Origin of the sequence: Bifidobacterium sp. W8114, assembly GCF_016101165.1 — a bacterium.
Classification (GTDB): Bacteria; Actinomycetota; Actinomycetes; order Actinomycetales; family Bifidobacteriaceae; genus Bombiscardovia; species Bombiscardovia asteroides.
This window is the reverse complement of sequence record NZ_JACFRA010000002.1, coordinates 67,999-90,533: the sequence shown is the minus strand read 5'-3', so window position 1 is coordinate 90,533 and position 22,535 is coordinate 67,999. Positions and strand designations below refer to the sequence as shown.

Genomic DNA, 22,535 nt, shown 5'->3' with positions numbered 1-22,535 from the left:
GTAAATCATGGTATTCTATTGTTCTGTTCTCGAAACTCTGGGGCTAAGGTCCTGGCTCGGGAGCCTGCATGGAGACGTGCCTGAGTGGCCGAAAGGGGCACCCTGCTAAGGTGTTGACTGCGCAAGCGGTCCAGGAGTTCGAATCTCCTCGTCTCCGCCTGATGACCGGTGATCGCTTATTATGCACGATTGCCGGTCTTAGTCCTTTTCAAAGGTCTTTCTTGTTCTGTGCTCTTTTCTGTAATTTCTATATCTTTGCCCAGGTCACGGTCTGGCAGGGTCATAGTCCGCACGGCGGAGGACCGGCGATACTTGGCATGAGCCTGTCTGGCAGGTAGACCGCAGCCGGGCAACGGCTGTATGGCTCGTCTTGGCCATCATGAAGCAGATGAAGCCCTGTCCTCAGACAGAGGAATCAGCCTGCGGCCTTCACCGAGGGCACTGGGCTGGGCCCGGCCCTGCAGAAGGTCGGCCAACCGTCCATCAAAGGACGGCACCGCTGCGGGTTCCAGGTCGTAGGTCAAGCGCACCCGGTCAGTGAAGTCTTCGGTCTCCACGTGGCCCCCGGAGTTGCGGATCAGACGGCAGAGGGAGTCGTACTCCGGGTAGTCCACAGTGATCGTGAACCGTTGCGTCGGGAGCACGCGTGCCGATCTCGCCGCCTCGAGCGCCAGGGAGGCTGCTGAGGAATAGGCTCGGATCAACCCCCCTGACCCTAGAAGGATCCCCCCGAAGTATCGGGTAACGGTCAGGACGCAGTCGGTCAGCCCCTGCCGACGCATGACCTCAAGTATGGGCTTGCCGGCCGTTCCGGAGGGCTCTCCGTCATCGCTCATGCGCTCGCTGGTGCGGCCCTCGGGCCCCCAGATTGCGCAGTGGCAGACGTGTCGGGCCTTGGGGTGCTGTAATCGGACCTCCTGGACGAATGCCATGGCCGCCTCCTGGTCCTCTATATGGCAGGCCTGGCCAATGAACTCGGACTTCCGCTCGGTCAGAGAGCCTGTGGCCGGTTTCTGCGGCCTATCCAGTATGGTGAGCAAATCGGCTTGCCTCCTATGCCTATCGTCTCCTCGGTTCCTGCGCTATCTCCATGCTAGAGGGGGTTCCGGGCCGAGTCTGTTATCAGGGAGACGACCTAAGCTGGCCGCATGACCAATCCCCAGGACCAACCGGAAACCGAATCCCCGTCAGCCGGCAAGCCCCACGAGGCCCTGACCGTTTTCTATGAAAGGCTCAGGCACTCCACCGATACGGACGAACTGCACGAATTCGCCCGGAGCCCTCTGCCCGACAGGTCCGACCAGGCCGCCTTCTCCCGCTTCACGGCACTGCTGGAGGCCGTGGCCGGCAACGAGCACACGCCGGTGGAGGACAGGATCTACCTGGCGCAGACCATGCCCTTCCCCAACATTCTGGTCAAGCTCTCCCAGGATTCCAGCCCGGAGGTCCGTCGGGCCGTGGCCGCCAACAAGGATGACAAGAACTGGCTGGCCGGTCTGCTCACCAAGGACGAGGATGCAGGAGTCAGGGCTGCTGCGTTGACCAATCCCATGACCTCCTGGAAGATGCGCCTGGAGGGTGCCCAGGACGAGCGCACTGATGCTGATACTTTGGACTTTCTGGGAGCCCTCGGCACTCGCGATGAGCAGAATGCCCCCCATGTGCTGGCCGCCATGGTCCGCCGGGCCGTGGCTCTGAATCCCAACACCAGGCAGGCCACCCTCGACGCCCTTCGCCAGGACCCGGACGGGCAGGTGGCACGGGCGGCAGCCACCCGCTGAGACCGGGACGACGCGAATTTTGACGAACGGCACTCAGGCGTTACAATAATGGATTGTTGTGTTTCCCTAAGGGGTCCTCAAAGCGCTTTTCCCACTCGCCGTCTAGGACTTTAAGGGAGCCCACGGAATACATGGCTTTCGGCCAGCATGGCAGCATGCGGCGCAGAGAGCCCGAAACACAATGCAAGGAAAAGGTTGAATCGTGAAGACTTTCACCCCGAAACCAGCCGATCTGACACATGACTGGTATATCGTCGACGCCTCCGGTGTGGTGCTGGGGCGTCTGGCAGCCCAGGTGGCCGATCTGCTGCGCGGCAAGAACAAGCCCACCTATGCGCCCTACGCCGACTCCGGCAACAACGTCATCGTCATCAACGCGTCCAAGATGGTACTGACGGGCAACAAGAGCGACAAGGTGCTCTACACCCACTCCGGCCGTCCCGGCGGTCTGCGTCGCGACTCCTATGGGCAGTTGATGGAGCACAACCCCGAGCGCATCATCATGACGGCGGTCAAGGGAATGCTGCCCAAGAACAAGCTGGCCAAGGTCCAGCTGACCAGGCTGCGGGTCTTCGCAGGCGAGGAGCATCCTCACACCTCGCAGCAGCCCATTGAGTACAAGATCCATCAGGTCGCCCAGCAGGCCAAGTAGGACCAGAGGAGATAATCACCATGGCTGACAACAACAACAGCTCCGCGGTTCTCGAGGCCGAGGAGACCAGCGCTTCCTACACTTCCGAGACCAACGCCGGCGCAGGCACCGGCACCTCCGCAATCGAGCCGGGCTACGGCACCGGCCGCCGCAAGGAGGCAGTCGCCCGCGTCCGTCTGATTCCGGGCTCCGGCAAGTGGAGCATCAACGGGCACACCCTGGAGGAGTACTTCCCCAGCAAGCTGCATCAGCGCGAGGTCAACTCGCCTATCGTGCTGCTCAAGCTCGAGAACAAGTTCGACGTGGTTGTGCGCGTAGAGGGCGGCGGCGTGACCGGCCAGGCCGGCGCAGTTCGTCTGGGCGTCGCACGCGCCCTGAACGCCATCGACCGGGACGCCAACCGCCCTGCCCTGAAGAAGGCCGGGTTCCTGACCCGCGACGCCCGCGTGGTGGAGCGCAAGAAGGCCGGTCTGCACAAGGCCCGTCGAGCTCCGCAGTTCTCCAAGCGCTGACGTTCGCAGTTTCTTCCATCCCCGAGGTTCTCACGGACCTTGGGGATTTTTCATGCCTGGATTCACGCCTGGACGGCCCAGTCTGAAGCGAACGCCAAAGCGCACGTTGCAGTGCGGAAAATGAGCAGAAAAACAACGGATTCCCACACGACACGCTTCAAGCGAACGTTCGCTCATCCTGGGGCTCAATGGTGCCCCCTCCGGTCTATATTGTGACTTTCGTCACGTTATGACGGATGCCTTTCGTGGACCGGCATCCGCGGAACATGAGGAGGGCCAATACCTTGGCTGGAACGCAGAAGCAGAAGCATGAGCAACAAATGAAGGATCCGGCAGCAGGCAGGGAAGGTGGCCGGGTCGACAGCAGTGAGCTGGCCAGCAGGGAGGTGGATGCTCTGGTCGTCCGCGCGCAGTCGGCTTTACGCGCCTTTGAGGAGCTCAATCAGGAACAGGTGGATCGGATTGTGGCCAAGGCCTCGATCGCGGCCCTGAACAAGCATCTGTCCCTGGCACAGATGGCCGTGGAGGAGACCGGGCGCGGTCTGGTGGAGGACAAGGCCACCAAGAACATCTTCGCCTGCGAGCATGTGACCAACTACCTGGCCAGGCAACGCACCGTGGGCATCATCGGCGAAAACGACGTGGACGGCATCATCGAGGTGGCCGAGCCGGTGGGTGTAGTGGCTGGCGTGACTCCGGTTACCAACCCCACCTCGACTGCCATTTTCAAGTCGTTGCTGGCCCTGAAGACCCGCTGCCCCATCATCTTCGGATTCCACCCCTACGCCCAGCGCTGTTCGGTGGAGGCGGCCCGGATCGTCCGCGATGCCGCTATCGAGGCAGGCGCTCCTCAGAATTGCATCCAGTGGATCGAGCATCCCTCAGTCGAGGCCACCGGCGCGCTCATGCGGCATCCCGGCGTGGCCACCATTCTGGCCACCGGAGGCACCGGCATGGTCAAGGCCGCCTACTCTTCGGGCAAGCCTGCCCTGGGCGTAGGAGCCGGCAATGCCCCTGCCTATGTGGACCGCAGGGTCAACGTCCCCAGGGCCGTCAACGACCTGATTCTGTCCAAGCATTTTGACTATGGCATGATCTGCGCCACAGAGCAGGCCATCATCGCCCATCAGGATGTGTATGACCGGGTGATCCAGGAGATGAAGCGGCGCAAGGCCTACTTCGTCAACCCTGAGGAGAAGGCCATGCTGGAGGAGTACATGTTCGGCGTGCGGGCCCATGCCGGTGCCGATGCGTCTGCTCCCAGGCTCAACTCCGAGGTTCCGGGCAAGTCCCCCCAGTTCATCGCCCGTCAGGCCGGCTTCGAGATACCCGAGGATGCGACCATCCTGGCTGCCCAATGCGACCAGGTCGGCCCCGTGGAGCCCCTGACCTTGGAGAAGCTGGCTCCGGTTCAGGCTGTACTCAAGGCCAGCAACAAGGAGGAGGGCTTCACCCTCTGCGAGCAGATGCTGCGCTACGGCGCCGGGCACACGGCAGCCATTCACACCGATGACGAGAGGCTGGTGCGTGAGTACGGTCAGCGCATGCACGCCTGCCGGATTGTCTGGAACCAGCCCAGCTCCCTGGGCGGCATCGGCGACATCTACAATGCCATCGCCCCCTCCTTGACCCTGGGCTGCGGCTCCTATGGCGGCAACTCGGTCTCGGGCAACGTCCAGGCGGTCAATCTGATCAACATCAAGCGGATTGCGCGGAGGAACAACAACATGCAGTGGTTCAAGGTGCCCCCCAAGACCTACTTCGAGCCCAACTCCGTCCGCTATTTGCGCGACATGTTCGGCATCCGACGTGCCGTCATCGTCTGTGACAAGGTCATGGAGCAGCTGGGGATCGTGGACAAGATCATCGATCAGCTGCGGGCCCGGTCCGAGCCGGTCACCTTCCGGATCATTGACTACGTAGAGCCGGAGCCCAGCGTCGAGACGGTGGAGCGCGGTGCGGCCATGATGCGCGATGAGTTCCGTCCCGACACGATTATCGCCGTGGGCGGTGGCAGTCCCATGGACGCGGCCAAGATCATGTGGCTGCTCTATGAGCACCCGGAGATCTCCTTTGCCGATGTCCGGGAAAAGTTCTTCGACATCCGCAAGCGGGCCTTCAAAATTCCGCCCCTGGGCACCAAGGCCAGGTTGGTCTGCATTCCCACCTCCTCGGGCACGGGTTCGGAGGTCACCCCATTCGCGGTCATCACCGACCATAAGACCGGATACAAGTACCCCGTCACCGACTACGCCCTGACTCCCAGCGTGGCCATCGTGGATCCGGTTCTGGCCCGTACCCAGCCCAAGAGCCTGGCCTGCGACTCGGGCTTCGATGCCCTGACCCACTGCATTGAGGCCTTCGTCTCGGTCTATGCCAATGACTACACCGACGCCATGGCCCTGCATGCGGCCAAGCTGATCTGGGACAACCTGGAGCCTGCCGTAGATACCGCCGGCGGCGAGGCCAAGGTGCGCGCCCAGGAGAAGATGCATAATGCGGCGACCATGGCTGGCATGGCCTTCGGTTCGGCCTTCCTGGGCATGTGCCACGGCATGGCGCATACCATCGGAGCCCTCTGCCATGTGGCCCATGGGCGCGCCAACTCCATCCTCCTGCCCTATGTGATCCGTTACAACGGACGGATCCCGGACGAGCCGACCAGCTGGCCCAAGTACAGCGAGTATGTGGCCCCGGAGCGCTACAGGCAGATGGCTCACGTACTGGGCATCGAATCCGCAACTCCCGAGGAAGGCGTGGAGCTCTTGGCCCGTGCTGTGGAATCCTACCGGGACGAGCGCCTGGGCATGGATGCCTCCTTCCAGGCTGCCGGAGTGGACGAGGACTTCTACTGGAAGTCCCTGGATCAGATCGGCATGCGCGCCTATGAGGATCAGTGCACGCCCGCCAACCCCCGTATTCCGTTGATTGAGGACATGAAGGACATCGCTGTGGCCGCCTACTATGGGGTCAGCCAGGAGGAGGGCCACCGGATGAGGGTCGCCCGCCAAGGTGAGGATATGGTCCAGGAGGCCTCCCAGCGGGCTTGACAGTCCATAATTGAGCCGGGGGTTCTCCTGGAAGAGGCGCGACACGCCCGGATTCTTCTAGGGGAACCCTCGTGCTTTAATAAGAAAGTTGCCTGTTTTGGGCTCGCATTTTGTCAATCACAATAGCGGGTGCAGCGAGGACTCCCATCCCCACGGGATTCTCCACGGCTGCGCATGGATCCGGCTGAGGCCTGTCGGGAGGAATGTCTCCAGTGGCCGTCGTTCCGTGCCCTTGAAACAGACTGGGTAATCAGTTCATAGATCGCTAGAAAGGGCGGACGGCAATGGCGGGACAGAAAATCCGCATCAGGCTAAAGTCCTATGACCATGAGGTCATCGACCAATCGGCGAAGAAGATCGTCGAGACGGTGACGAACGCGGGCGCAACTGTGGTTGGCCCCGTTCCGCTGCCGACTGAGAAGAACGTGTATGTCGTCATCCGTTCTCCTCATAAGTACAAGGACTCCCGCGAGCACTTCGAGATGCGCACCCACAAGCGCCTGATCGACATCGTGGATCCCACGCCCAAGGCTGTGGATTCGCTGATGCACATCGATCTGCCGGCGGACGTCAACATTGAAATCAAGCTGTAGGGGAGGAGGAAACCGCATGGCTGAAGAGCAGAGGAACCGCAAGGCTCTCCTGGGCCGCAAGCTGGGCATGTCCCAGGTCTGGGACGAGAACGGCTTCTTCGTCCCGGTGACCCTGGTGGACGTGTCCACCAACGTGGTGACCGCGGTCAAGAACCAGGAGAAGGACGGCTACCAGGCCATCCAGATCGGCTACGGGCAGATTGATCCCACCAAGGTGACCAAGCCGCTGGCCGGTCACTTCGCCAAGGCCGGAGTGACCCCGCGTCGTCACCTGGTTGAAGTCCGCACCGCCGATGCCGGCAGCTATCAGCCCGGCCAGGAACTGGGCCTGGATCTGTTGCCCGAGGGCAGCGAGGTCGATGTGACCGGCACCACCAAGGGCAAGGGCTTTGCCGGCACCATCAAGCGCTGGGGCTTCAAGTCCTACCGCCGCACCCACGGCTCGCACAAGAACGAGCGTCGTCCGGGTTCAGTGGGCGCCTGCGCCACGCCCAGCCGCATCCTCAAGGGCAAGCGCATGGCCGGCCGCATGGGTCATGACACTTCGACCGTCCAGAATCTGACCATCGTCTCCGCAGATGCCGAGAAGGGCGTCATCGCCATCAAGGGTGCCCTGCCCGGGCCCCGCGGTGCCATCGTCCTGGTTCGTTCGGCAGTGAAGGGAGCCTGAAACCATGGCTAAGTTGACTCTGAACATCACCAACGCCCAGGGCAAGAACACCGGGACCGTGGACGCACCCGAGCAGATCTTCGGCATTGCCGAGGAGGACGTCCGCTCGCACGTGCCGCTGATTCACCAGGTGGTCGTCGCCCAGCTGGCTGCTGCCCGCCAGGGCACGCATTCGGTCAAGACCCGGTCCACCGTCTCCGGCGGCGGCCGCAAGCCTTGGAAGCAGAAGGGCACTGGTCGTGCTCGTCAGGGCTCCATCCGCGCTCCCCAGTGGACCGGTGGCGCCATTGTCCACGGCCCGCAGCCGCGTGACTACTCCCAGCGCACCCCCAAGAAGATGAAGGCCGCAGCCCTGCGCTATGTCCTGTCCGACCGGGTCAACGCAGGACGTGTGCACGTGGTCGACTTCGGCATTGGTGAGACCCCGTCCACCAAGGCCGCCAAGGCAGCCTTGCTGCCCCTGGTCGACAACAGATTCACCACCGTCGTGCTATCCCGTGAGAACATCAGCGAGTGGCTCTCCGTCAGGAACCTGCCCACCGTCCATGTCCTCTTCGCCGATCAGCTCAACACCTACGATGTGGTCACGGCGGAGGATGTCGTCTTCAGCAAGGATGGCTTCGATGCCTTCCTGGCCGTCAAGGGCGGCGCCAAGTCCGAGACCGTCAAGGAGGCCTGATTTTCATGGCAGCTATTCACAAGCCAGCGCACGACATCATTCTGCGCCCGGTCGTCTCCGAGAAGAGCTACGCCAACTCGGACCGCGGCCAGTACACATTCGTGGTGGACCCTGATGCCAACAAGGTCGCCATCAAGCAGGCCATCGAGCAGATCTTCAACGTGAAGGTCACATCGGTCAACACCCTCAATCGGCAGGGCAAGCGGACCCGAACCCGTACGGGCTGGGGTCGTCGCGCCGCCGAGAAGCGCGCCATCGTCAAGGTGGCTGAGGGCCAGTCGATCGATGTCTTCGGTACCAACAACTGAAGGCTAGCCGAGAAAAGTTAAGGAAGAACTAGATTATGGCTATCCGTACATACAAGCCGACGACCGCGGGCCGTCGCAACGCCTCGGTTTCGGACTTTGCCGAAATCACGCGCTCCAAGCCCGAGAAGTCGCTGGTTCGCAAGCTGAGCAAGACAGGCGGACGCAACTCCTATGGTCGCGTCACCAGCCGCCACCGCGGCGGTGGGCACAAGCGCCAGTACCGCCTCATCGACTTCCGTCGCTGGGACAAGGACGGCGTACCCGCCAAGGTTGCAGAGATCGAATACGATCCCAACCGCTCGGCCCGCATTGCCCTTCTGCACTTTGCAGATGGAGAGAAGCGCTACATCATCGCACCGCAGGGAATCAAGCAGGGTGACGTCATCGAGACCGGTCCACAGGCCGACATCAAGCCCGGTAACAACCTGCCTCTGCGCAATATCCCGACCGGCACCATCGTTCATGCCATCGAGCTGCGGCCCCTGGGCGGCGCCAAGATCGCCCGCTCGGCCGGTGCTGCGGTCCAGCTGGTGGCCAAGGACGGAGCCTACGCCCAGCTGCGTATGCCCTCCGGCGAAATTCGTAACGTCGACTCCCGTTGCCGCGCAACGGTGGGCGAGGTCGGAAACAACGACCATGCCAACGTTCAGCTCGGCAAGGCAGGACGCGCCCGCTGGATGGGCCGCAGGCCCATCACCCGTGGTGAATCCATGAACCCGGTCGACCACCCGCATGGTGGACGCACTCGTGGCGGCAAGCCGCCGGTGTCTCCCTGGGGCAAGGGCGAGGTCCGCACCCGCAGGCCCAAGAAGGCCTCCAACAAGATGATCGTGCGTCGTCGTCCAAATGGTAAGAACCGCAAGTAAGGGAGTGTCGGAAAGATGACTCGTAGCATCAAGAAGGGCCCATTCGTCGACGCCCACTTGCAGAAGAAAGTCGACGAGCAGAACGAAAAGGGCACCAAGAACGTCATCAAGACCTGGTCCCGTCGTTCCATGATCACCCCGGACTTCATCGGGCACACTTTCGCTGTGCACGATGGTCGCAAGCATGTCCCGGTCTTCGTCACCGAGGCCATGGTCGGCCACAAGCTCGGCGAGTTCGCCCCCACCCGGACCTTCAGGGGTCACGTGAAGGACGACAAGAAAGCACGCCGCTGAGGCGAGGGAGAGTAGAGACACATGGAAGCTAAGGCAATTGCACGTCACGTTCGCGTGACGCCTCGCAAGGCTCGCCGCGTCGTCGACCTCATCCGAGGCAAGCAGGCGACCGAGGCCGTGACCATTCTGAAGTTCGCCCCCCAGGACGCGGCCGTTCCGGTCCGCAAGTGCCTGGAGAGCGCCATCGCCAACGCGCGTGTCAAGGCGGACAAGGCAAACCAGCCCTTCCGCGAGAACGAGTTGGTGGTTCGGGAGACCTACGTGGACGAGGGCACCACCCTGAAGCGGTTCCGCGCCCGCGCCCAGGGTCGTGCGGCCCGCATCAACAAGCGGACCAGCCACATCACCGTCGTGGTGGCCGACAAGGAAGGAGCCCGATAATGGGGCAAAAGATCAACCCGTTTGGGTACCGACTCGGCATCACCGAGGAGCACCGCAGCAAGTGGTACTCCGACTCCAACAAGGCGGGGGAGCGTTACAGCGACTTCGTTCTTGAGGATGACAAGATCCGCAAGGAGATGAACAAGGACCTGGAGCGCGCAGGCGTCTCCAAGATCGTCATCGAGCGGACCCGCGACCGCGTGCGCGTCGACATCCACACCGCCCGGCCGGGTATCGTCATCGGCCGTCGTGGGGCCGAGGCCGAGCGCGTGCGTGCCAAGCTGGAGAAAATCACCGGCAAGCAGGTCCAGCTGAACATCTTCGAGGTCAAGAACGCCTCCATCGATGCCCAGCTGGTGGCTCAGGGCATCGCCGAGCAGCTGACCAACCGCGTCACCTTCCGCCGGGCCATGCGCAAGGCTCAGCAGGATGCCATGAGGGCCGGTGCCAAGGGCATCAGGATCAAGCTGTCCGGCCGTCTGGGCGGAGCCGAGATGAGCCGTTCGGAGTTCTATCGCGAGGGCCGTGTGCCCCTGCAGACTCTGCGCGCCCTGATCGATTATGGCTTCTTCGAGGCCAGGACCACCTACGGCCGCATCGGCGTCAAGGTCTGGATTTACAAGGGCGATATGACCGAGCGTCAGTTCGAGGAGCAGCAGGCTCAGCAGAACAACCGTCCCGGTCGGCGCGGCGATCGTCGTCCCCGTCGTGGCGTCCGTCCCTCCGAGGGGCGTACCCGTCGCGAGCAGGATGCAGCCAAGCAGAACAGCGGTGTGGCCGTGCCGCCGGCGGCGGCTCAGGAAGAGACCGCCTCGGCACCCGTCGCAACCGAAGCAAAGGAGTGAGCCGTGCTTATCCCAAAGAGGACTAAATACCGCAAGCAGCATCGTCCGGGTCGTTCGGGCATGTCCAAGGGCGGCAACGAGATCGCTTTTGGCGATTACGGCATCCAGGCCCTGGCTCCGGCTTACCTGACCAACAGGCAGATCGAGGCGGCCCGTATCGCCATGACCCGGTACATCAAGCGAGGCGGCCGCGTCTGGATCACGGTCTTCCCGGATCGCCCCCTGACCAAGCACGCCCTGGGATCCCGAATGGGTTCCGGCAAGGGTGCGCCCGAGTTCTGGGTGGCCAATGTCCGTCCAGGCCGGGTGCTCTTCGAGATTGGCGGCGTGAGCGAGGATGTGGCCCGTGAGGCCCTTCGCCGCGCTACTGACAAGCTTCCTATGAAGTGCCGGATTATTGCACGTGAAGGCGGTGACATCTGATGTCAGTCGGAACAGCCGAGTATTCCATCAAGAATCTGAATGAAAAGACCAATGCGGAGATCGAGGATTTCCTGAAGAAGTCCAAGGAAGAGCTGTTCAACCTGCGCTTCCAGTCGGCCACCGGTCAGTTGGAGAACACCTCCCGCCTCAAGGCCGTCAAGCACGACATCGCCAGGATGTACACCGTCCTGCGTGAGCGCGAGCTGGGCATCAGCCAGGAGCCCGCCGAAGCAAAGGCCGAGAGCAAAGCTGAGGAGAAGTAAGCATGGCTGACAAGCAGGAGCGCAACTTCCGCAAGGTTCGCAGCGGCTACGTCGTGTCCGACAAGATGGACAAGACCATCACCGTAGAGCTGGAGCAGCGTTCGACCCACCCCCTGTACGGCAAGGTCGTCCGTAGCAACCGCAAGGTCAAGGCCCATGATGAGAAGAACGAGGCCCATGTGGGCGACTTCGTGAGTATCATGGAGACCCGTCCTCTGAGCAAGACCAAGCGCTGGCGTCTCGGCTCCATCGTCGAGCGCGCCAAGTAACAAGTTCGGCCAGGCTCCGCATTTCATCCCGCCCCTGTGCGGGGTATCTGCGGAGAACCAGCGCGGCTAAGGAGAATCAATGATTCAGCAGGAATCGCGGCTTCAGGTCGCCGACAACACGGGTGCCAAGGAGATCCTGGCCATCCGCGTGCTCGGCGGGTCGAAGCGACGCTATGCCGGCATTGGCGACGTGATTGTCGCCACCGTCAAGGATGCCATTCCCGGCGGGTCGGTCAAGAAGGGCGAGGTCGTCAAGGCGGTCGTCGTCCGTACGGTCAAGGAGCATCGTCGTCATGACGGCTCCTACATCAAGTTCGACGAGAACGCGGCGGTCATCCTCGGCACCGGTCGTGAGCCCCGTGGCACTCGTATCTTCGGACCGGTCGGTCGTGAGTTGCGTGACAAGCGATTCATGAAGATCGTGTCCCTGGCACCGGAGGTGATCTGAAGTGGTAGCCAAGATCAAGACAGGCGACCAGGTCAAGGTCATCCGCGGCAAGGATCGCGGCAAGGAGGGCAAGGTTCTGCGGATTCTGCCCAATGACCGCCTGATCGTCGAGGGTATTCAGATCGTCAAGAAGCATGTGCGGGCCACCCAACAGGGTCAGGAGTCGGGCATCGTCCCGACCGAGGCGCCCATCCATCGCTCCAACGTGATGGTCATCGACCCGGAGACCAAGAAGCCGACTCGCATCGGCGTGAACATCAAGGAGGAGGCGCGTGACGGCAAGGTCAAGGTCGTGCGCACCCGCTTCGCCAAGAAGTCAGGCAAGGAGCTGTCATGAGCGATACCACCGTTGAAGCACCGGCAGTCCCTCGTTTGCTGCAGCAGTACCGTGACAGCATTGTGCCCGAGCTGGAGAAGGAGTTCAAGTTCTCCAACCCCATGCAGGTGCCCAGGATCGAGAAGGTCGTGGTCTCCATGGGCGTGGGTGCCGCGGCACGCGACTCCAAGCTGATCGAGGGCGCGGTCAAGGATCTGACGGCCATCACCGGCCAGAAGCCCAAGATCACCAAGGCCAAGAAGTCCGTGGCGCAGTTCCACCTGCGTGAGGGACAGGCCATTGGCGCCTTCGCCACCTTACGCGGCGTGCGCATGTGGGAGTTCCTGGATCGTCTCCTGACCCTGGCCCTGCCCCGCATCCGCGACTTCCGCGGCATCAGCGACCGCCAGTTCGACGGCCAGGGCAACTACAACTTCGGTCTCACGGAGCAGTCCATGTTCCACGAGATCGATCCTGATCAGATCGATCACCAGCGTGGTATGGATATCACCGTGGTGACCTCCACCAAGAACGATCAGGAGGCCCGGGCACTGCTCAAGCAGCTGGGCTTCCCCTTCAAGGAGAACTGATATGGCAAAAACCGCTCTGAGAAACAAGGCGGCACGCAAGCCGAAGTTCAAGGTGCGTGGCTACACGCGCTGCCAGGTCTGCGGTCGTCCTCATTCCGTCTATCGCAAGTTCGGCCTGTGCCGCATCTGCCTTCGCGAGAAGGCCCATCGCGGCGAGCTGCCGGGTGTGACGAAGTCCAGTTGGTAAAGATCGACGCTGAAGGTCCGCGGCCGCGGCAGATTGCTGCCCGGCGGCGGAAACCACGGCGAGGAAGGGCATAAGCCCACATGACAATGACAGATCCCATCGCAGACATGCTGACACGTCTGCGTAATGCGAGTGCGGCCAAGCATGAAACAGTCGACATGCCGTACTCCAAGTTCAAGGCGAACATCGCGCAGATCCTCAAACGCGAAGGCTTCATCGCCGATTACCGAGCCAAGGAGGCCCGCGTCGGGCAGGATCTGGAGATCACGCTCAAGTACGGTCCCGATGGACGTCAGTCCATTCAGGGAATCAAGCGCGTCTCCAAGCCCGGTCTGCGCCGGTACGCCAAGTCGGATTCCCTGCCCATGCCCCTGGGCGGGCTGGGAATCGCCATCATCTCGACCAGCTCGGGACTGATGACCCAGAAGGAATGCCTCGACAGGGGCATCGGCGGCGAGATCGTCGCCTACGTATGGTGAGAAAGGAGAGCTGAACATGGCATCGCATATTGGTAAGCTCCCCATCGCCGTTCCGGCAGGTGTGGAGGTGGCCTTCAAGGGCCAGGAATTCACCGCCAAGGGTCCCAAGGGCTCCGACGGATACACGCTGCCCGAGGGCATCACCGGCAAGGTCGAGGGCAATGAGATCATCATGACCCCCGCCGACGAGGACCGCACCACCAAGGCCAAGCACGGACTTAGCCGCTCCATCGTGGCTTCCATGGTCGAAGGCGTCTCCAAGGGCTACAGCAAGCACCTGCAGATCGTCGGCACCGGCTACCGCGTGGTCGCCAAGGGCAAGTCCCTGGAGTTCTCGCTGGGCTACTCGCACACCATCACCGTCGACCCCCCGGAGGGCATCACCTTCGAGACGCCGAACGCCAACGAAGTGGTCGTCTCCGGCATCGACAAGCAGGCTGTCGGCCAGGCTGCGGCCAACATCCGCGCCCTGCGTGCTCCCGAGCCTTACAAGGGCAAGGGCATCAAGTACGCCGACGAGCACATCCTGCGCAAGGCTGGAAAGGCTGGTAAGTGATATGACGGTCTCGATACTAGGCAAAGGCAAGAAGATCGCACGTCTGCGCCGCCATGCCCGTCTGCGCAAGCACGTCTCCGGCACGGCAGAGCGTCCCCGTCTGGTGGTCACTCGGACCAACCGCAACATGATCGCCCAGATCGTCGACGACACCAGGGGTGTCACCCTGGTCAGCGAGTCGACCATGGCTTCGGACTACGGCTCCTTCAAGGGCACCAAGACCGAGGCCGCCCGCAAGGTGGGCGAGCAGATTGCGGCCAAGGCCAAGAAGGCCGGCATCACCACCGTGGTCTTCGACCGTGGTGGCAACAAGTACCACGGAAGGGTCGCAGCGGTTGCGGAAGGCGCCCGTGAGGGAGGTTTGGCACTGTGAGCGACAACGAAACGACAAAGGAAACAACCCAGGTGACTGAAGATTCCACAAATGCTCAGTCCAGCCAGGGTGGCAGAAGGGACCGGAACGACCGGAACGATGATCGCCGCGGCGGTCGTCGGGGCGGTTCCCGTGATGGTCGCAGGGATGGCCGTCGGGGCCGTCGCGATCACGATGACCGTGACGACATGCTCGACAGGGTCGTGACCATCAACCGCGTCTCCAAGGTCCACAAGGGAGGCCGAACCTTCAGCTTCGCGGCACTGGTGGTCGTGGGCGACGGCAAGGGCACCGTGGGTGTTGGCTACGGCAAGTCCCGCGAGGTCCCCGCAGCCATCTCCAAGGGTCAGCTGGATGCCAAGAAGCACATGTTCACCGTCCCCCGCATTCGCGGCACCGTCACCCACCCGGTGATCGGCCACGATGCGGCCGGCACTGTTCTCCTGCGGCCTGCAGCCCCCGGAACCGGCGTTATCGCCGGTGGTCCGGTTCGCGCCGTCCTGGAGTGCGCCGGCATCACCGACATCCTGAGCAAGTCCATGGGATCGGCCACGGCCGTCAACATGGTGCGGGCCACTGTAGCTGCCCTGAAGCAGCTGGAGGAGCCCGAGGAGATCGCGGCACGCCGTGGTCTGCCCCTGGAGGAGGTCGCCCCCGACTCCCTCCTGCGCGCACGTGCCGCCGGTATCGCCGACGAGCGCAAGGAGCGCGAAGAAGCCAAGGCCAAGGCTGACGAGCAGTCGAAGGCAGGTGAGTGATGACCAAGCAGATCAAGATCACCCTGGTCAAGGGCGTGGCTCATGCCACCGACCGCCAGAAGGAGAACGTCAGGTCTCTGGGCCTTCACAAGATCGGCCAGTCTGTCCTGCGTGAGGACACCCCCGTCTACCGGGGGATGGCCGACAAGGTCCGCCACCTGGTGAACGTAGAGGAGGCAGACTGATTATGGCCAGCGAGAAGCAAGAGCCCACGATCCTGCAGATGCATGACCTGCGTCCGGCTCCGGGCGCCAAGCGCGACCGCATCCGTGTGGGTCGCGGCGAGGGATCCAAGGGCAAGACCTCCGGTCGGGGCACCAAGGGCACCAAGGCCCGCTACCAGGTCCGTCCGGGCTTTGAAGGCGGCCAGCTGCCCCTGTACATGCGGCTGCCCAAGCTGCGCGGGTTCAGGAGCCCCTTCAAGAAGGAGTACCAGGTGGTCAACCTGGGTGCTCTGGAAGGACTCTTCCCCAAGGGCGGTGAGGTTACCGTCGAGGATCTGGTCAACAAGGGAGCGGTCCGCATGGGCCACCCTGTCAAGGTCCTGGGTGATGGTGACGTCAAGGAAGCTTTCACCCTCAAGGGCGTCAAGGCCTCGGCCTCGGCCAGAAGCAAGATTGAAGCCGCAGGCGGGTCCGTCTCCGAGGACTGATACTCAATAGGGGGACAGACCGCAAGGCAGACGATTCCGGCCCTCCCCGCTCCAAGCGGGCGGGGGCCGGAACTCGTTTCCGGCCTGGATGCCGTCGGGTTTGACGGAGCCATCGGCTAAGCTGGTCGGAGCAAGAAGGTGCGATGCACCGGGACCAACGCGTGGGCGCGTAGGGAGGGAACTTAGGTGAGGACGTTAATCCAGGCCTTCAGGACCAAGGAGTTGAGGAAGAAAATCTTCTTCGTTCTTGGCATCATCATCATCTATCGCATCGGGTCGTTCATACCTACCCCAGGCGTGGATTATCCCGCCGTGCAGAAGTGCATAACCACGGCCGGCAATGAGGACTTCATCGGCCTGGTGAACCTGTTTTCGGGCGGGGCTCTGCTACAGCTGTCCATCTTCGCACTGGGCATCATGCCCTACATCACTGCATCAATCGTGGTGCAGTTGCTGCGCGTGGTCATTCCTCGCTTCGAGGCTCTGCACAAGGAAGGCCAGTCAGGCGAGGCCAAACTGACCGAGTACACCAGGTATCTGACCATCGGCCTGGCGGTGCTGCAGTCCACGACCATTCTGGTTACGGCCAACAAGGGTGCGCTCTTCGGCGGTGCCTGTCAACAGCAGGTCATCCCTGACAGTTCCTGGTGGAATATGGGGGTCATGGTTCTGATTATGACCGGCGGCACTGGTCTGATCATGTGGATGGCCGAGCTGATTACCGACAAGGGGATTGGTAACGGCATGTCCGTCCTGATTTTCATCTCTATCTGCTCCGGCTTCCTGCCCCAGCTCTGGAACATCGGTTGGGGAACCAACGGCAAGGACGGCGACTGGGTTAAGTTTGGCATTGTCGTGACTGTCCTGCTGGTTATTCTGATTCTGGTCGACTACGTGGAACTGGCTCAGCGTCGTATTCCCGTCCAGTACACCCGCAGGATGATTGGCCGCAAGATGTACGGCGGCTCTTCCACCTACCTGCCGCTCAAGATCAACATGTCAGGCGTGATTCCTCCCATCTTCGCCTCCTCAATTCTGGCCATTCCCACCCTTATCGCTCAGTTCGGCAATTCCGATCAGAACTGGGTGAAGTGGATTGATGCCAACATGGCCAACACGACCTCGGTCTGGTACATCGTGCTCTACTCGGTCATGATTGTCTTCTTCTGCTTCTTCTACACTTCCATCACCTTCAATCCCGATGAGACGGCCGACAACATGAAGGAGTATGGCGGCTTCATCCCGGGTATCAGGGCCGGACGGGCCACCAGCCGGTACCTGTCATACGTGATGAATCGACTGAACACAGTGGGTGCCATCTACCTGCTCTTTGTGGCTCTGATTCCCACGGTGCTGATCATGTTGCTGAAGATCAACTCCAAGCTGCCCTTCGGCGGCACCACCATTCTGATCATCGCCGGCGTCGGCCTGGACACCCTGCGCCAGGCCAGGGCTCAGACCGAGCAGTTCCAGTACACCGGCTTCCTGCTGGAGGGTGAACACAAGGAGGGCTGACCTTTCGGTCAGAAACCTGCAAGCGGTGTCAAACCATAACAGATGAAGGTCCGACCCCGGCCCTTGGTGGCATGGGGCCGGACCCTGTCATATTCGGAAGAGCGTTTGCATGGGTTTGGTGGGTGGAACCTGTATTGGGTCAGGCAGCCGCTAGCATACGTAAATGAGGGTTCTGCACGGCCAAGACAGTTACGGCCGTCCGTGGCCGGAGAGCTAAGAACAATGGAATATCGAACAAAGGATAGAGAATGGTACAGCGACTGTTGATCATGGGACCTCAAGGTGTTGGCAAGGGCACTCAGGCGGCTTTGCTCAGCAGGCATTACGGGATTCCTGCCATCTCCACCGGCGACATTTTCCGCTACAACCTGAAGAACGGAACCGGGTTGGGCAGGCAGGCCAAGGCTTACACCGACAAGGGTGAACTGGTTCCAGACGAGCTGACCAACAAGATCGTCAAGGACCGCCTTGGCATGGACGACGCTGCCCAGGGCTGGATTCTGGACGGCTACCCCCGTTCGGCCTCCCAGGTCGAGGCGCTGGACAAGATGCTCCAGGAGCTTGGCACTCCGCTGACGGCAGTGGTGGCCCTGGATGCCGACCATGACGTGCTCATGCAGCGCATCGCCAAGCGGGCCAAGGAGGAGGGGCGGGCCGACGATACCCCCGAGGCCATCGCAAAGCGTTTGGATATCTACGCCAAGGAGACTGCCCCCCTGCTGGACACCTATAAGTCCCGTGGCCTTCTGGTCGCAGTGGATGGCCAGGGCGAGGTCGACCAGATCTCCAAGGAGATCATCACCAAGTTGGACGAACGCTGATTCATAGCCTGTCAGGCGAGAGGCCTTCGCCGATTCAATCAACCGTAAGTATGCCTTGTTCAGAACCCGCAGGCAAGACTCGCTGGTAAGACTGACTGAAGCATGGAAGCTGCATGACCCCAAGGGATTCCAAGGGGCGTGACAGCTTCTTTTTGTGGAGGGCGGAAATCACCGCGCGTCCGCCCAACCCTGGCGCACAGGATGATAGCCTAGGTTAATTCAGCCCCTCTTACGAGGGTATTGCATGTCGGTGATTGGCCGTAAAAGATAGAGAAACCAGTACAGAAACAGAAGAGGTCCATTTGAAGGGGTCTACGGCATCCGTGGTCAGATCGGATAAACAGGAACCAGCGCGCCCGAAGCACACCATCCGTACCATTCTGCGCTCACTGCGCGAATACCGGAAGGCCAGCTTTCTGGCTCCGGCCTACGTCTTTCTTGAGAGTGTTCTTGAGATTGTGATCCCGACCATCATGGCCTCCCTGATCGACCAGGGGGTCTCGGGGAGATCCATGCCGTCCATCTTCAAGTTCGGTTTGATACTGTTGGCCTGCTCGGCCGTCTCCCTGTTCTCCGGGTTCATGTCCGGGCGGTATGCGGCCATTGCCTCTTCCGGCTTGGCCAGGAATGTCCGCAGCGATCTGTTCGCCAAGGTGCAATCCTTCAGCTTCACCAACATCGACCGCTTCTCCACAGGATCCATCATCACCAGGCTGACCACCGATGTGACCAATCTGCAGAACGCCTATCAGATGGTCATCAGGGTCGGTGTCAGGGCGCCGATCATGGTCATCGTGGCCTGGCTTTTTTCTTACAAGATCTCCAGGCCCATATCTCTGGTCTTCCTGATCGCCATCCCCATCCTGGGCTTCGGGCTGATCGGCCTGTCCCTGCTGGTTCACCCCATCTTCGAGCGGGTCTTCCACACCTACGACCACCTCAACAACGTGGTGGACGAGAACCTTCAGGGCATCAGAGTGGTCAAGTCATACAACCGTGAGGATTACGAGGAGCGCAAATTCAACGGTATTTCTTTGGCCATCTACCGGGCCTTCTGCAAGGCCGAGCGGATCATGAGTCTGAACCCGGCACTCTTGAACTTCTGCATCTATGCCTCTCTGTTGGTCATATCCTGGATGGGAGCCTCCCAGATCGTGGCCTCCGGGAACAATGCTGCCCTGGGGTTGACCACGGGCGATCTGACTGCACTGGTCACCTATGCCATCCAGATCATGATGGCCATGAACATGGTCTCCATGATCGTGGTCATGGTCGTCATCTCCCAGGCTTCGGCGGAGCGCATATGCCAGGTGTTGGACGAGGTCAGCACCGTGCATGATCCCGCCGAGCCGGTCACGAAGGTGGCCGACGGATCCATCAGCTTCCAGGATGTGACCTTCCGCTACTCGGACCGGTCCGAACGTCCTGTTCTGAGCCACATCAATCTGGACGTTCCCTCGGGCTCCACACTGGGCATCGTGGGCGGCACCGGTTCCTCCAAATCCAGCCTGGTCCAGCTCATTCCCCGCCTCTATGACGTGACCGAGGGGTCCCTCCAGGTGGGTGGGGTGGACGTGCGCCAGTACGACCTGACGGTCCTGCGCGACCAGGTGGCCATGGTGCTCCAGAAGAATGTCCTCTTCACCGGGACCATCGCCGAGAACCTACGCTGGGGCAATCCTGATGCTTCGGACGAAGAGCTGGTGCGCGCCTGCACCCTGGCCCAGGCTGACGGTTTCGTGCGGGAGTTTCCCGATGGCTATCAGACCTACCTGGACGAGGGTGGCACCAACCTCTCTGGTGGCCAGCGACAGCGTCTGTGCATCGCACGGGCCCTTCTGAAGAAGCCCGACATCCTGATCCTGGATGACTCAACCAGCGCCGTGGACACCAAGACCGACCAGCTGATCCGTCACGCCTTCAGCCAGGAGATTCCCGACACCACCAAGATCATCATCTCCCAGCGCCTGGCCTCTGTGGAGGACGCTGACATGATCGTGGTCCTTGAGGAGGGCAAAATCCTGGACAAGGGCACCCACCGGGAGCTCCTGCGAACATGTCAGGAGTACCGCTCCATCTACGAATCACAGACCAGGAACCAGAGCGAGGGGGACAAGGACCATGAGTGACGGATCATTCAAGAATCGCAAGCCCCGCTTGGACAAGGCCGCGCCGGGAACGACCCGTCGCATTCTGAGCTACCTGTTGTCCTACCGCTGGCAGCTGGCGGTGATCGTGGTATGCATCATCATCAGCGCCGGGGCCCAGGCGGCATCGGCCTTCTTCCTCCAGCCGCTGATCGACCACTACATCCTGCCGCTGGTCGGGGCCGCCGACCCTGATTGGGGACCGCTGATGAGGACCCTGATCCTGATGGGCTGCCTCTATGCGGTGGGAACCTTCTGCTCCTGGTTCTGGAATTGGCTGATCGTCAAGGTGGAACAGGGTACCTTGAAGACCATCCGCGACCAGATGTTCGCTCACCAGCAGGAGTTGCCCATCGGTTTCTTCGACACCCATGAGCACGGCGACACCATGAGCCGCTACACCAACGACACGGATACCCTTCGTCAGGCCATCTCCCAGTCCTTTCCGCAGATGGTCTCCTCGGTCCTGTCCGCCCTGGCAGCCCTGATCTCCATGCTCTGGCTCTCCATCCCCTTCACCGTCCTGACCCTGGTCTTCGCGGCGGTCCTGATTGTGGTGGTCCGGGTTCTGGTCACCCGAAGCGGCCGTTACTTCGTTCACCAGCAGCGCTATCTGGGCCAGGTGAACGCCTTCGTTGAAGAGGCCGTCAACGGGCAGAAGGTCATCAAGGTCTTCAACCACGAGGATGCCACCGCCAGGGTCTTCGAGGCCCGGAATGAGGAGCTCTTCCAGGCCTCGGCCAAGGCCAACACCTACGGCAACGTCACCATGCCGGTCGTAGGCAACATGGGCTACCTGCTCTATGTCATCCTGGCCATCGTCGGCGGGCTGGCCGGCATTGCGGGCATGGGCAACGTAGGACTGACCGGGGCAGGGCCGCTGACCCTGGGAACCATCGTCTCCCTCCTGACCCTTTCCCGCTCCTTCATCAACCCAATCGGGCAGGTCTCCATGCAATTCAACATGGTCATGATGGCCCTGGCAGGCGCCTCCCGGATCTTCGACCTGATGGACCAGCCCGTCGAGTCCGACCAGGGTACGGTCAGATTGGTCAGCGTCGAACTGGCCTCGGACGGCCGGACCATGACCCCTGTCGACCACGAAACCGGGCACTGGGCCTGGAAGCGCGAGGCCGATGACGACGGCAGGCGCTCGCTGGAGGCCGCCATGAAGCTTCCAGGCGACGCCCGGGACGTGGCCCTGAAGGCTAAGGATCAGGCAATCACCTCTCCCGACGGGCGATACACCCTCCTCCAGGGGGATGTGCGATTCACCGACGTCAGCTTCGGGTATGACCCGAGCAAGCCCGTCCTGCACGACATCACCTGGTTCGCCAAGCCCGGGCAGAAGGTGGCGCTGGTCGGTGCCACTGGTGCCGGCAAGACCACGATCACCAACCTGATCAACCGCTTCTACGACATCCAGCAGGGCCAGATCCTCTATGACGGGATCGACGTGAGGAACATCCGCAAGCCTGACCTCCGCCGCTCCCTGGGCATCGTCCTTCAGGACGTCAACCTCTTCACAGGCACCGTCCTGGACAACATCCGCTATGGGCGCCTGGATGCCACTGACGAGGAGTGCATCGAAGCAGCGAAGATGACCAACGCCGACAGCTTCATCCGCATGCTTCCCCAGGGCTACCAGACCGTTCTTGAGGGGGATGGAAGCGGACTGTCCCAGGGTCAGCGTCAGCTGATCTCCATTGCCAGGGCGGCGGTGGCGGATCCTCCGGCCATGATCCTGGACGAAGCCACTTCCTCAATCGATACCAGGACCGAGGAGGTGGTCCAGCAGGGAATGGACGCACTGATGCGCGGCCGGACGGTCTTCGTCATCGCCCACCGGCTCTCTACGGTTCGCAACTCCGATGTGATTATGGTCCTGGATCACGGGAGGATCATCGAGCGCGGCAATCACGATGAGCTGATAGCCAGGCATGGCGAGTACTACCAGCTCTACACCGGAGCCCTGGAACTGGAGTAGGGCTCTCCGGGATTGTCGAAGGTCGAAGGAAGGTACCGAAAGGTATGATCCGGGATTAAGTGAACGTCAGCCTAGGAGGTCGGTCCTTGATGGGCCGACCTCCTTTCATGTGTATGCATC

30 protein-coding genes and 1 tRNA gene are annotated in these 22,535 nt (G+C 61.7%); 30 read left to right on the top strand and 1 reads right to left on the bottom strand.

The features are described from left to right. Window positions 1–70 precede the first annotated feature (70 nt). A tRNA-Ser gene (locus H3T89_RS03230) sits at window positions 71–157 on the top strand. A gap of 220 nt (window positions 158–377) precedes the next feature. Here the strand turns inward: H3T89_RS03230 and H3T89_RS03225 are convergent. Further along, window positions 378–1,040 (bottom strand): IMPACT family protein, encoded by a 663-nt coding sequence (locus tag H3T89_RS03225; RefSeq protein WP_198216237.1) that lies wholly within the window; start codon window positions 1,038–1,040, stop codon window positions 378–380. 108 nt (window positions 1,041–1,148) lie between these two features. Between H3T89_RS03225 and H3T89_RS03220 the strand changes: the two genes are divergently transcribed. The 29 genes from H3T89_RS03220 (at window position 1,149) to H3T89_RS03080 (ending at window position 22,415) form a co-directional block, all read left to right on the top strand. Then, complete coding sequence (locus tag H3T89_RS03220; RefSeq protein ID WP_015022363.1) at window positions 1,149–1,781, top strand: AbrB family transcriptional regulator; 633 nt, start codon at window positions 1,149–1,151, stop codon at window positions 1,779–1,781. Window positions 1,782–1,983: 202 nt separating this feature from the next. Next, a complete protein-coding gene (gene rplM, locus H3T89_RS03215; protein WP_045935716.1) occupies window positions 1,984–2,433 on the top strand; it encodes a 50S ribosomal protein L13 in 450 nt (149 codons plus the stop codon). Between the two features lie 20 nt (window positions 2,434–2,453). Continuing rightward, a complete protein-coding gene (gene rpsI, locus H3T89_RS03210; protein ID WP_015022361.1) occupies window positions 2,454–2,945 on the top strand; it encodes a 30S ribosomal protein S9 in 492 nt (163 codons plus the stop codon). Window positions 2,946–3,211: 266 nt separating this feature from the next. Beyond that, complete coding sequence (adhE, locus tag H3T89_RS03205; protein ID WP_415873468.1) at window positions 3,212–5,995, top strand: bifunctional acetaldehyde-CoA/alcohol dehydrogenase; 2,784 nt, start codon at window positions 3,212–3,214, stop codon at window positions 5,993–5,995. Window positions 5,996–6,279: 284 nt separating this feature from the next. Further along, window positions 6,280–6,588 carry a 30S ribosomal protein S10 gene (gene rpsJ / locus H3T89_RS03200; RefSeq protein WP_006295278.1) on the top strand — a complete coding sequence of 103 codons (309 nt, stop codon included), beginning with the start codon at window positions 6,280–6,282 and terminating at the stop codon, window positions 6,586–6,588. Between the two features lie 16 nt (window positions 6,589–6,604). Continuing rightward, window positions 6,605–7,258, top strand: a complete 654-nt coding sequence (rplC, locus tag H3T89_RS03195; protein WP_110417607.1) for a 50S ribosomal protein L3 — start codon at window positions 6,605–6,607, stop codon at window positions 7,256–7,258. 4 nt (window positions 7,259–7,262) lie between these two features. Continuing rightward, window positions 7,263–7,937: a 50S ribosomal protein L4 gene (rplD, locus tag H3T89_RS03190; protein ID WP_198216236.1), complete on the top strand. Its 675-nt coding sequence runs from the start codon at window positions 7,263–7,265 to the stop codon at window positions 7,935–7,937. A gap of 5 nt (window positions 7,938–7,942) precedes the next feature. Continuing rightward, window positions 7,943–8,245 (top strand): 50S ribosomal protein L23, encoded by a 303-nt coding sequence (gene rplW / locus H3T89_RS03185; RefSeq protein WP_015022357.1) that lies wholly within the window; start codon window positions 7,943–7,945, stop codon window positions 8,243–8,245. 35 nt (window positions 8,246–8,280) lie between these two features. After that, the gene (gene rplB / locus H3T89_RS03180) at window positions 8,281–9,111 is read left to right on the top strand and encodes a 50S ribosomal protein L2 (protein ID WP_015022356.1); all 831 of its coding nucleotides are present in this window, start codon (window positions 8,281–8,283) and stop codon (window positions 9,109–9,111) included. Window positions 9,112–9,126: 15 nt separating this feature from the next. Further along, complete coding sequence (rpsS, locus tag H3T89_RS03175) at window positions 9,127–9,405, top strand: 30S ribosomal protein S19 (RefSeq protein WP_015022355.1); 279 nt, start codon at window positions 9,127–9,129, stop codon at window positions 9,403–9,405. Window positions 9,406–9,426: 21 nt separating this feature from the next. Then, entirely contained in the window at window positions 9,427–9,786 is a 360-nt protein-coding gene (gene rplV, locus H3T89_RS03170) for a 50S ribosomal protein L22 (protein ID WP_015022354.1), read from the top strand. After that, window positions 9,786–10,631: a 30S ribosomal protein S3 gene (rpsC, locus tag H3T89_RS03165; protein WP_110417605.1), complete on the top strand. Its 846-nt coding sequence runs from the start codon at window positions 9,786–9,788 to the stop codon at window positions 10,629–10,631. Before rplV ends, rpsC begins: the two co-directional genes overlap by 1 nt. A 3-nt stretch (window positions 10,632–10,634) precedes the next feature. Further along, a complete protein-coding gene (rplP, locus tag H3T89_RS03160) occupies window positions 10,635–11,054 on the top strand; it encodes a 50S ribosomal protein L16 (RefSeq protein WP_015022352.1) in 420 nt (139 codons plus the stop codon). Beyond that, window positions 11,054–11,317, top strand: a complete 264-nt coding sequence (gene rpmC, locus H3T89_RS03155; protein ID WP_015022351.1) for a 50S ribosomal protein L29 — start codon at window positions 11,054–11,056, stop codon at window positions 11,315–11,317. Before rplP ends, rpmC begins: the two co-directional genes overlap by 1 nt. A gap of 2 nt (window positions 11,318–11,319) precedes the next feature. Beyond that, the gene (gene rpsQ / locus H3T89_RS03150; RefSeq protein WP_198216235.1) at window positions 11,320–11,586 is read left to right on the top strand and encodes a 30S ribosomal protein S17; all 267 of its coding nucleotides are present in this window, start codon (window positions 11,320–11,322) and stop codon (window positions 11,584–11,586) included. Between the two features lie 79 nt (window positions 11,587–11,665). Continuing rightward, window positions 11,666–12,034, top strand: a complete 369-nt coding sequence (gene rplN, locus H3T89_RS03145; RefSeq protein WP_015022349.1) for a 50S ribosomal protein L14 — start codon at window positions 11,666–11,668, stop codon at window positions 12,032–12,034. Window position 12,035: 1 nt separating this feature from the next. Beyond that, complete coding sequence (rplX, locus tag H3T89_RS03140; RefSeq protein WP_015022348.1) at window positions 12,036–12,371, top strand: 50S ribosomal protein L24; 336 nt, start codon at window positions 12,036–12,038, stop codon at window positions 12,369–12,371. Continuing rightward, window positions 12,368–12,940 carry a 50S ribosomal protein L5 gene (gene rplE, locus H3T89_RS03135; protein ID WP_015022347.1) on the top strand — a complete coding sequence of 191 codons (573 nt, stop codon included), beginning with the start codon at window positions 12,368–12,370 and terminating at the stop codon, window positions 12,938–12,940. The genes rplX and rplE overlap by 4 nt, the downstream gene beginning before the upstream one ends. A 1-nt stretch (window position 12,941) precedes the next feature. Further along, window positions 12,942–13,127 carry a type Z 30S ribosomal protein S14 gene (locus H3T89_RS03130; protein WP_015022346.1) on the top strand — a complete coding sequence of 62 codons (186 nt, stop codon included), beginning with the start codon at window positions 12,942–12,944 and terminating at the stop codon, window positions 13,125–13,127. 80 nt (window positions 13,128–13,207) lie between these two features. Then, window positions 13,208–13,606 (top strand): 30S ribosomal protein S8, encoded by a 399-nt coding sequence (gene rpsH, locus H3T89_RS03125; protein ID WP_024626787.1) that lies wholly within the window; start codon window positions 13,208–13,210, stop codon window positions 13,604–13,606. Between the two features lie 16 nt (window positions 13,607–13,622). Further along, complete coding sequence (gene rplF, locus H3T89_RS03120; RefSeq protein WP_015022344.1) at window positions 13,623–14,162, top strand: 50S ribosomal protein L6; 540 nt, start codon at window positions 13,623–13,625, stop codon at window positions 14,160–14,162. Window position 14,163: 1 nt separating this feature from the next. Beyond that, window positions 14,164–14,535 carry a 50S ribosomal protein L18 gene (rplR, locus tag H3T89_RS03115; protein ID WP_015022343.1) on the top strand — a complete coding sequence of 124 codons (372 nt, stop codon included), beginning with the start codon at window positions 14,164–14,166 and terminating at the stop codon, window positions 14,533–14,535. Further along, on the top strand, window positions 14,532–15,293 hold the full coding sequence (rpsE, locus tag H3T89_RS03110) for a 30S ribosomal protein S5 (RefSeq protein WP_015022342.1): 762 nt from the start codon (window positions 14,532–14,534) through the stop codon (window positions 15,291–15,293). Before rplR ends, rpsE begins: the two co-directional genes overlap by 4 nt. Next, window positions 15,293–15,478 (top strand): 50S ribosomal protein L30, encoded by a 186-nt coding sequence (gene rpmD / locus H3T89_RS03105; RefSeq protein ID WP_015022341.1) that lies wholly within the window; start codon window positions 15,293–15,295, stop codon window positions 15,476–15,478. Before rpsE ends, rpmD begins: the two co-directional genes overlap by 1 nt. 2 nt (window positions 15,479–15,480) lie before the next feature. Continuing rightward, entirely contained in the window at window positions 15,481–15,945 is a 465-nt protein-coding gene (gene rplO / locus H3T89_RS03100) for a 50S ribosomal protein L15 (RefSeq protein ID WP_198216234.1), read from the top strand. Window positions 15,946–16,131: 186 nt separating this feature from the next. Further along, complete coding sequence (gene secY, locus H3T89_RS03095; RefSeq protein ID WP_015022339.1) at window positions 16,132–17,460, top strand: preprotein translocase subunit SecY; 1,329 nt, start codon at window positions 16,132–16,134, stop codon at window positions 17,458–17,460. 248 nt (window positions 17,461–17,708) lie between these two features. Then, window positions 17,709–18,281 carry an adenylate kinase gene (locus tag H3T89_RS03090; RefSeq protein WP_198216233.1) on the top strand — a complete coding sequence of 191 codons (573 nt, stop codon included), beginning with the start codon at window positions 17,709–17,711 and terminating at the stop codon, window positions 18,279–18,281. Between the two features lie 323 nt (window positions 18,282–18,604). Next, window positions 18,605–20,410, top strand: a complete 1,806-nt coding sequence (locus H3T89_RS03085) for an ABC transporter ATP-binding protein (protein WP_332461044.1) — start codon at window positions 18,605–18,607, stop codon at window positions 20,408–20,410. Continuing rightward, a complete protein-coding gene (locus H3T89_RS03080; RefSeq protein WP_110417602.1) occupies window positions 20,403–22,415 on the top strand; it encodes an ABC transporter ATP-binding protein in 2,013 nt (670 codons plus the stop codon). The genes H3T89_RS03085 and H3T89_RS03080 overlap by 8 nt, the downstream gene beginning before the upstream one ends. Window positions 22,416–22,535: the final 120 nt, after the last annotated feature.

Excerpts from the sequence above, each read along its gene's own strand:
- H3T89_RS03220 (WP_015022363.1), top strand. The coding sequence starts at position 1,149 with ATGACCAATCCCCAGGACCAACCGGAAACCGAATCCCCGTCAGCCGGC.
- rpsI (WP_015022361.1), top strand. The coding sequence starts at position 2,454 with ATGGCTGACAACAACAACAGCTCCGCGGTTCTCGAGGCCGAGGAGACC.
- adhE (WP_415873468.1), top strand. The coding sequence starts at position 3,212 with ATGAGGAGGGCCAATACCTTGGCTGGAACGCAGAAGCAGAAGCATGAG.
- rpsJ (WP_006295278.1), top strand. The coding sequence starts at position 6,280 with ATGGCGGGACAGAAAATCCGCATCAGGCTAAAGTCCTATGACCATGAG.
- rplC (WP_110417607.1), top strand. The coding sequence starts at position 6,605 with ATGGCTGAAGAGCAGAGGAACCGCAAGGCTCTCCTGGGCCGCAAGCTG.
- rplD (WP_198216236.1), top strand. The coding sequence starts at position 7,263 with ATGGCTAAGTTGACTCTGAACATCACCAACGCCCAGGGCAAGAACACC.
- rplW (WP_015022357.1), top strand. The coding sequence starts at position 7,943 with ATGGCAGCTATTCACAAGCCAGCGCACGACATCATTCTGCGCCCGGTC.
- rplB (WP_015022356.1), top strand. The coding sequence starts at position 8,281 with ATGGCTATCCGTACATACAAGCCGACGACCGCGGGCCGTCGCAACGCC.
- rpsS (WP_015022355.1), top strand. The coding sequence starts at position 9,127 with ATGACTCGTAGCATCAAGAAGGGCCCATTCGTCGACGCCCACTTGCAG.
- rplV (WP_015022354.1), top strand. The coding sequence starts at position 9,427 with ATGGAAGCTAAGGCAATTGCACGTCACGTTCGCGTGACGCCTCGCAAG.
- rpsC (WP_110417605.1), top strand. The coding sequence starts at position 9,786 with ATGGGGCAAAAGATCAACCCGTTTGGGTACCGACTCGGCATCACCGAG.
- rpmC (WP_015022351.1), top strand. The coding sequence starts at position 11,054 with ATGTCAGTCGGAACAGCCGAGTATTCCATCAAGAATCTGAATGAAAAG.
- rpsQ (WP_198216235.1), top strand. The coding sequence starts at position 11,320 with ATGGCTGACAAGCAGGAGCGCAACTTCCGCAAGGTTCGCAGCGGCTAC.
- rplN (WP_015022349.1), top strand. The coding sequence starts at position 11,666 with ATGATTCAGCAGGAATCGCGGCTTCAGGTCGCCGACAACACGGGTGCC.
- rplE (WP_015022347.1), top strand. The coding sequence starts at position 12,368 with ATGAGCGATACCACCGTTGAAGCACCGGCAGTCCCTCGTTTGCTGCAG.
- H3T89_RS03130 (WP_015022346.1), top strand. The coding sequence starts at position 12,942 with ATGGCAAAAACCGCTCTGAGAAACAAGGCGGCACGCAAGCCGAAGTTC.
- rpsH (WP_024626787.1), top strand. The coding sequence starts at position 13,208 with ATGACAATGACAGATCCCATCGCAGACATGCTGACACGTCTGCGTAAT.
- rplF (WP_015022344.1), top strand. The coding sequence starts at position 13,623 with ATGGCATCGCATATTGGTAAGCTCCCCATCGCCGTTCCGGCAGGTGTG.
- rplR (WP_015022343.1), top strand. The coding sequence starts at position 14,164 with ATGACGGTCTCGATACTAGGCAAAGGCAAGAAGATCGCACGTCTGCGC.
- rpmD (WP_015022341.1), top strand. The coding sequence starts at position 15,293 with ATGACCAAGCAGATCAAGATCACCCTGGTCAAGGGCGTGGCTCATGCC.
- rplO (WP_198216234.1), top strand. The coding sequence starts at position 15,481 with ATGGCCAGCGAGAAGCAAGAGCCCACGATCCTGCAGATGCATGACCTG.
- H3T89_RS03090 (WP_198216233.1), top strand. The coding sequence starts at position 17,709 with ATGGTACAGCGACTGTTGATCATGGGACCTCAAGGTGTTGGCAAGGGC.
- H3T89_RS03080 (WP_110417602.1), top strand. The coding sequence starts at position 20,403 with ATGAGTGACGGATCATTCAAGAATCGCAAGCCCCGCTTGGACAAGGCC.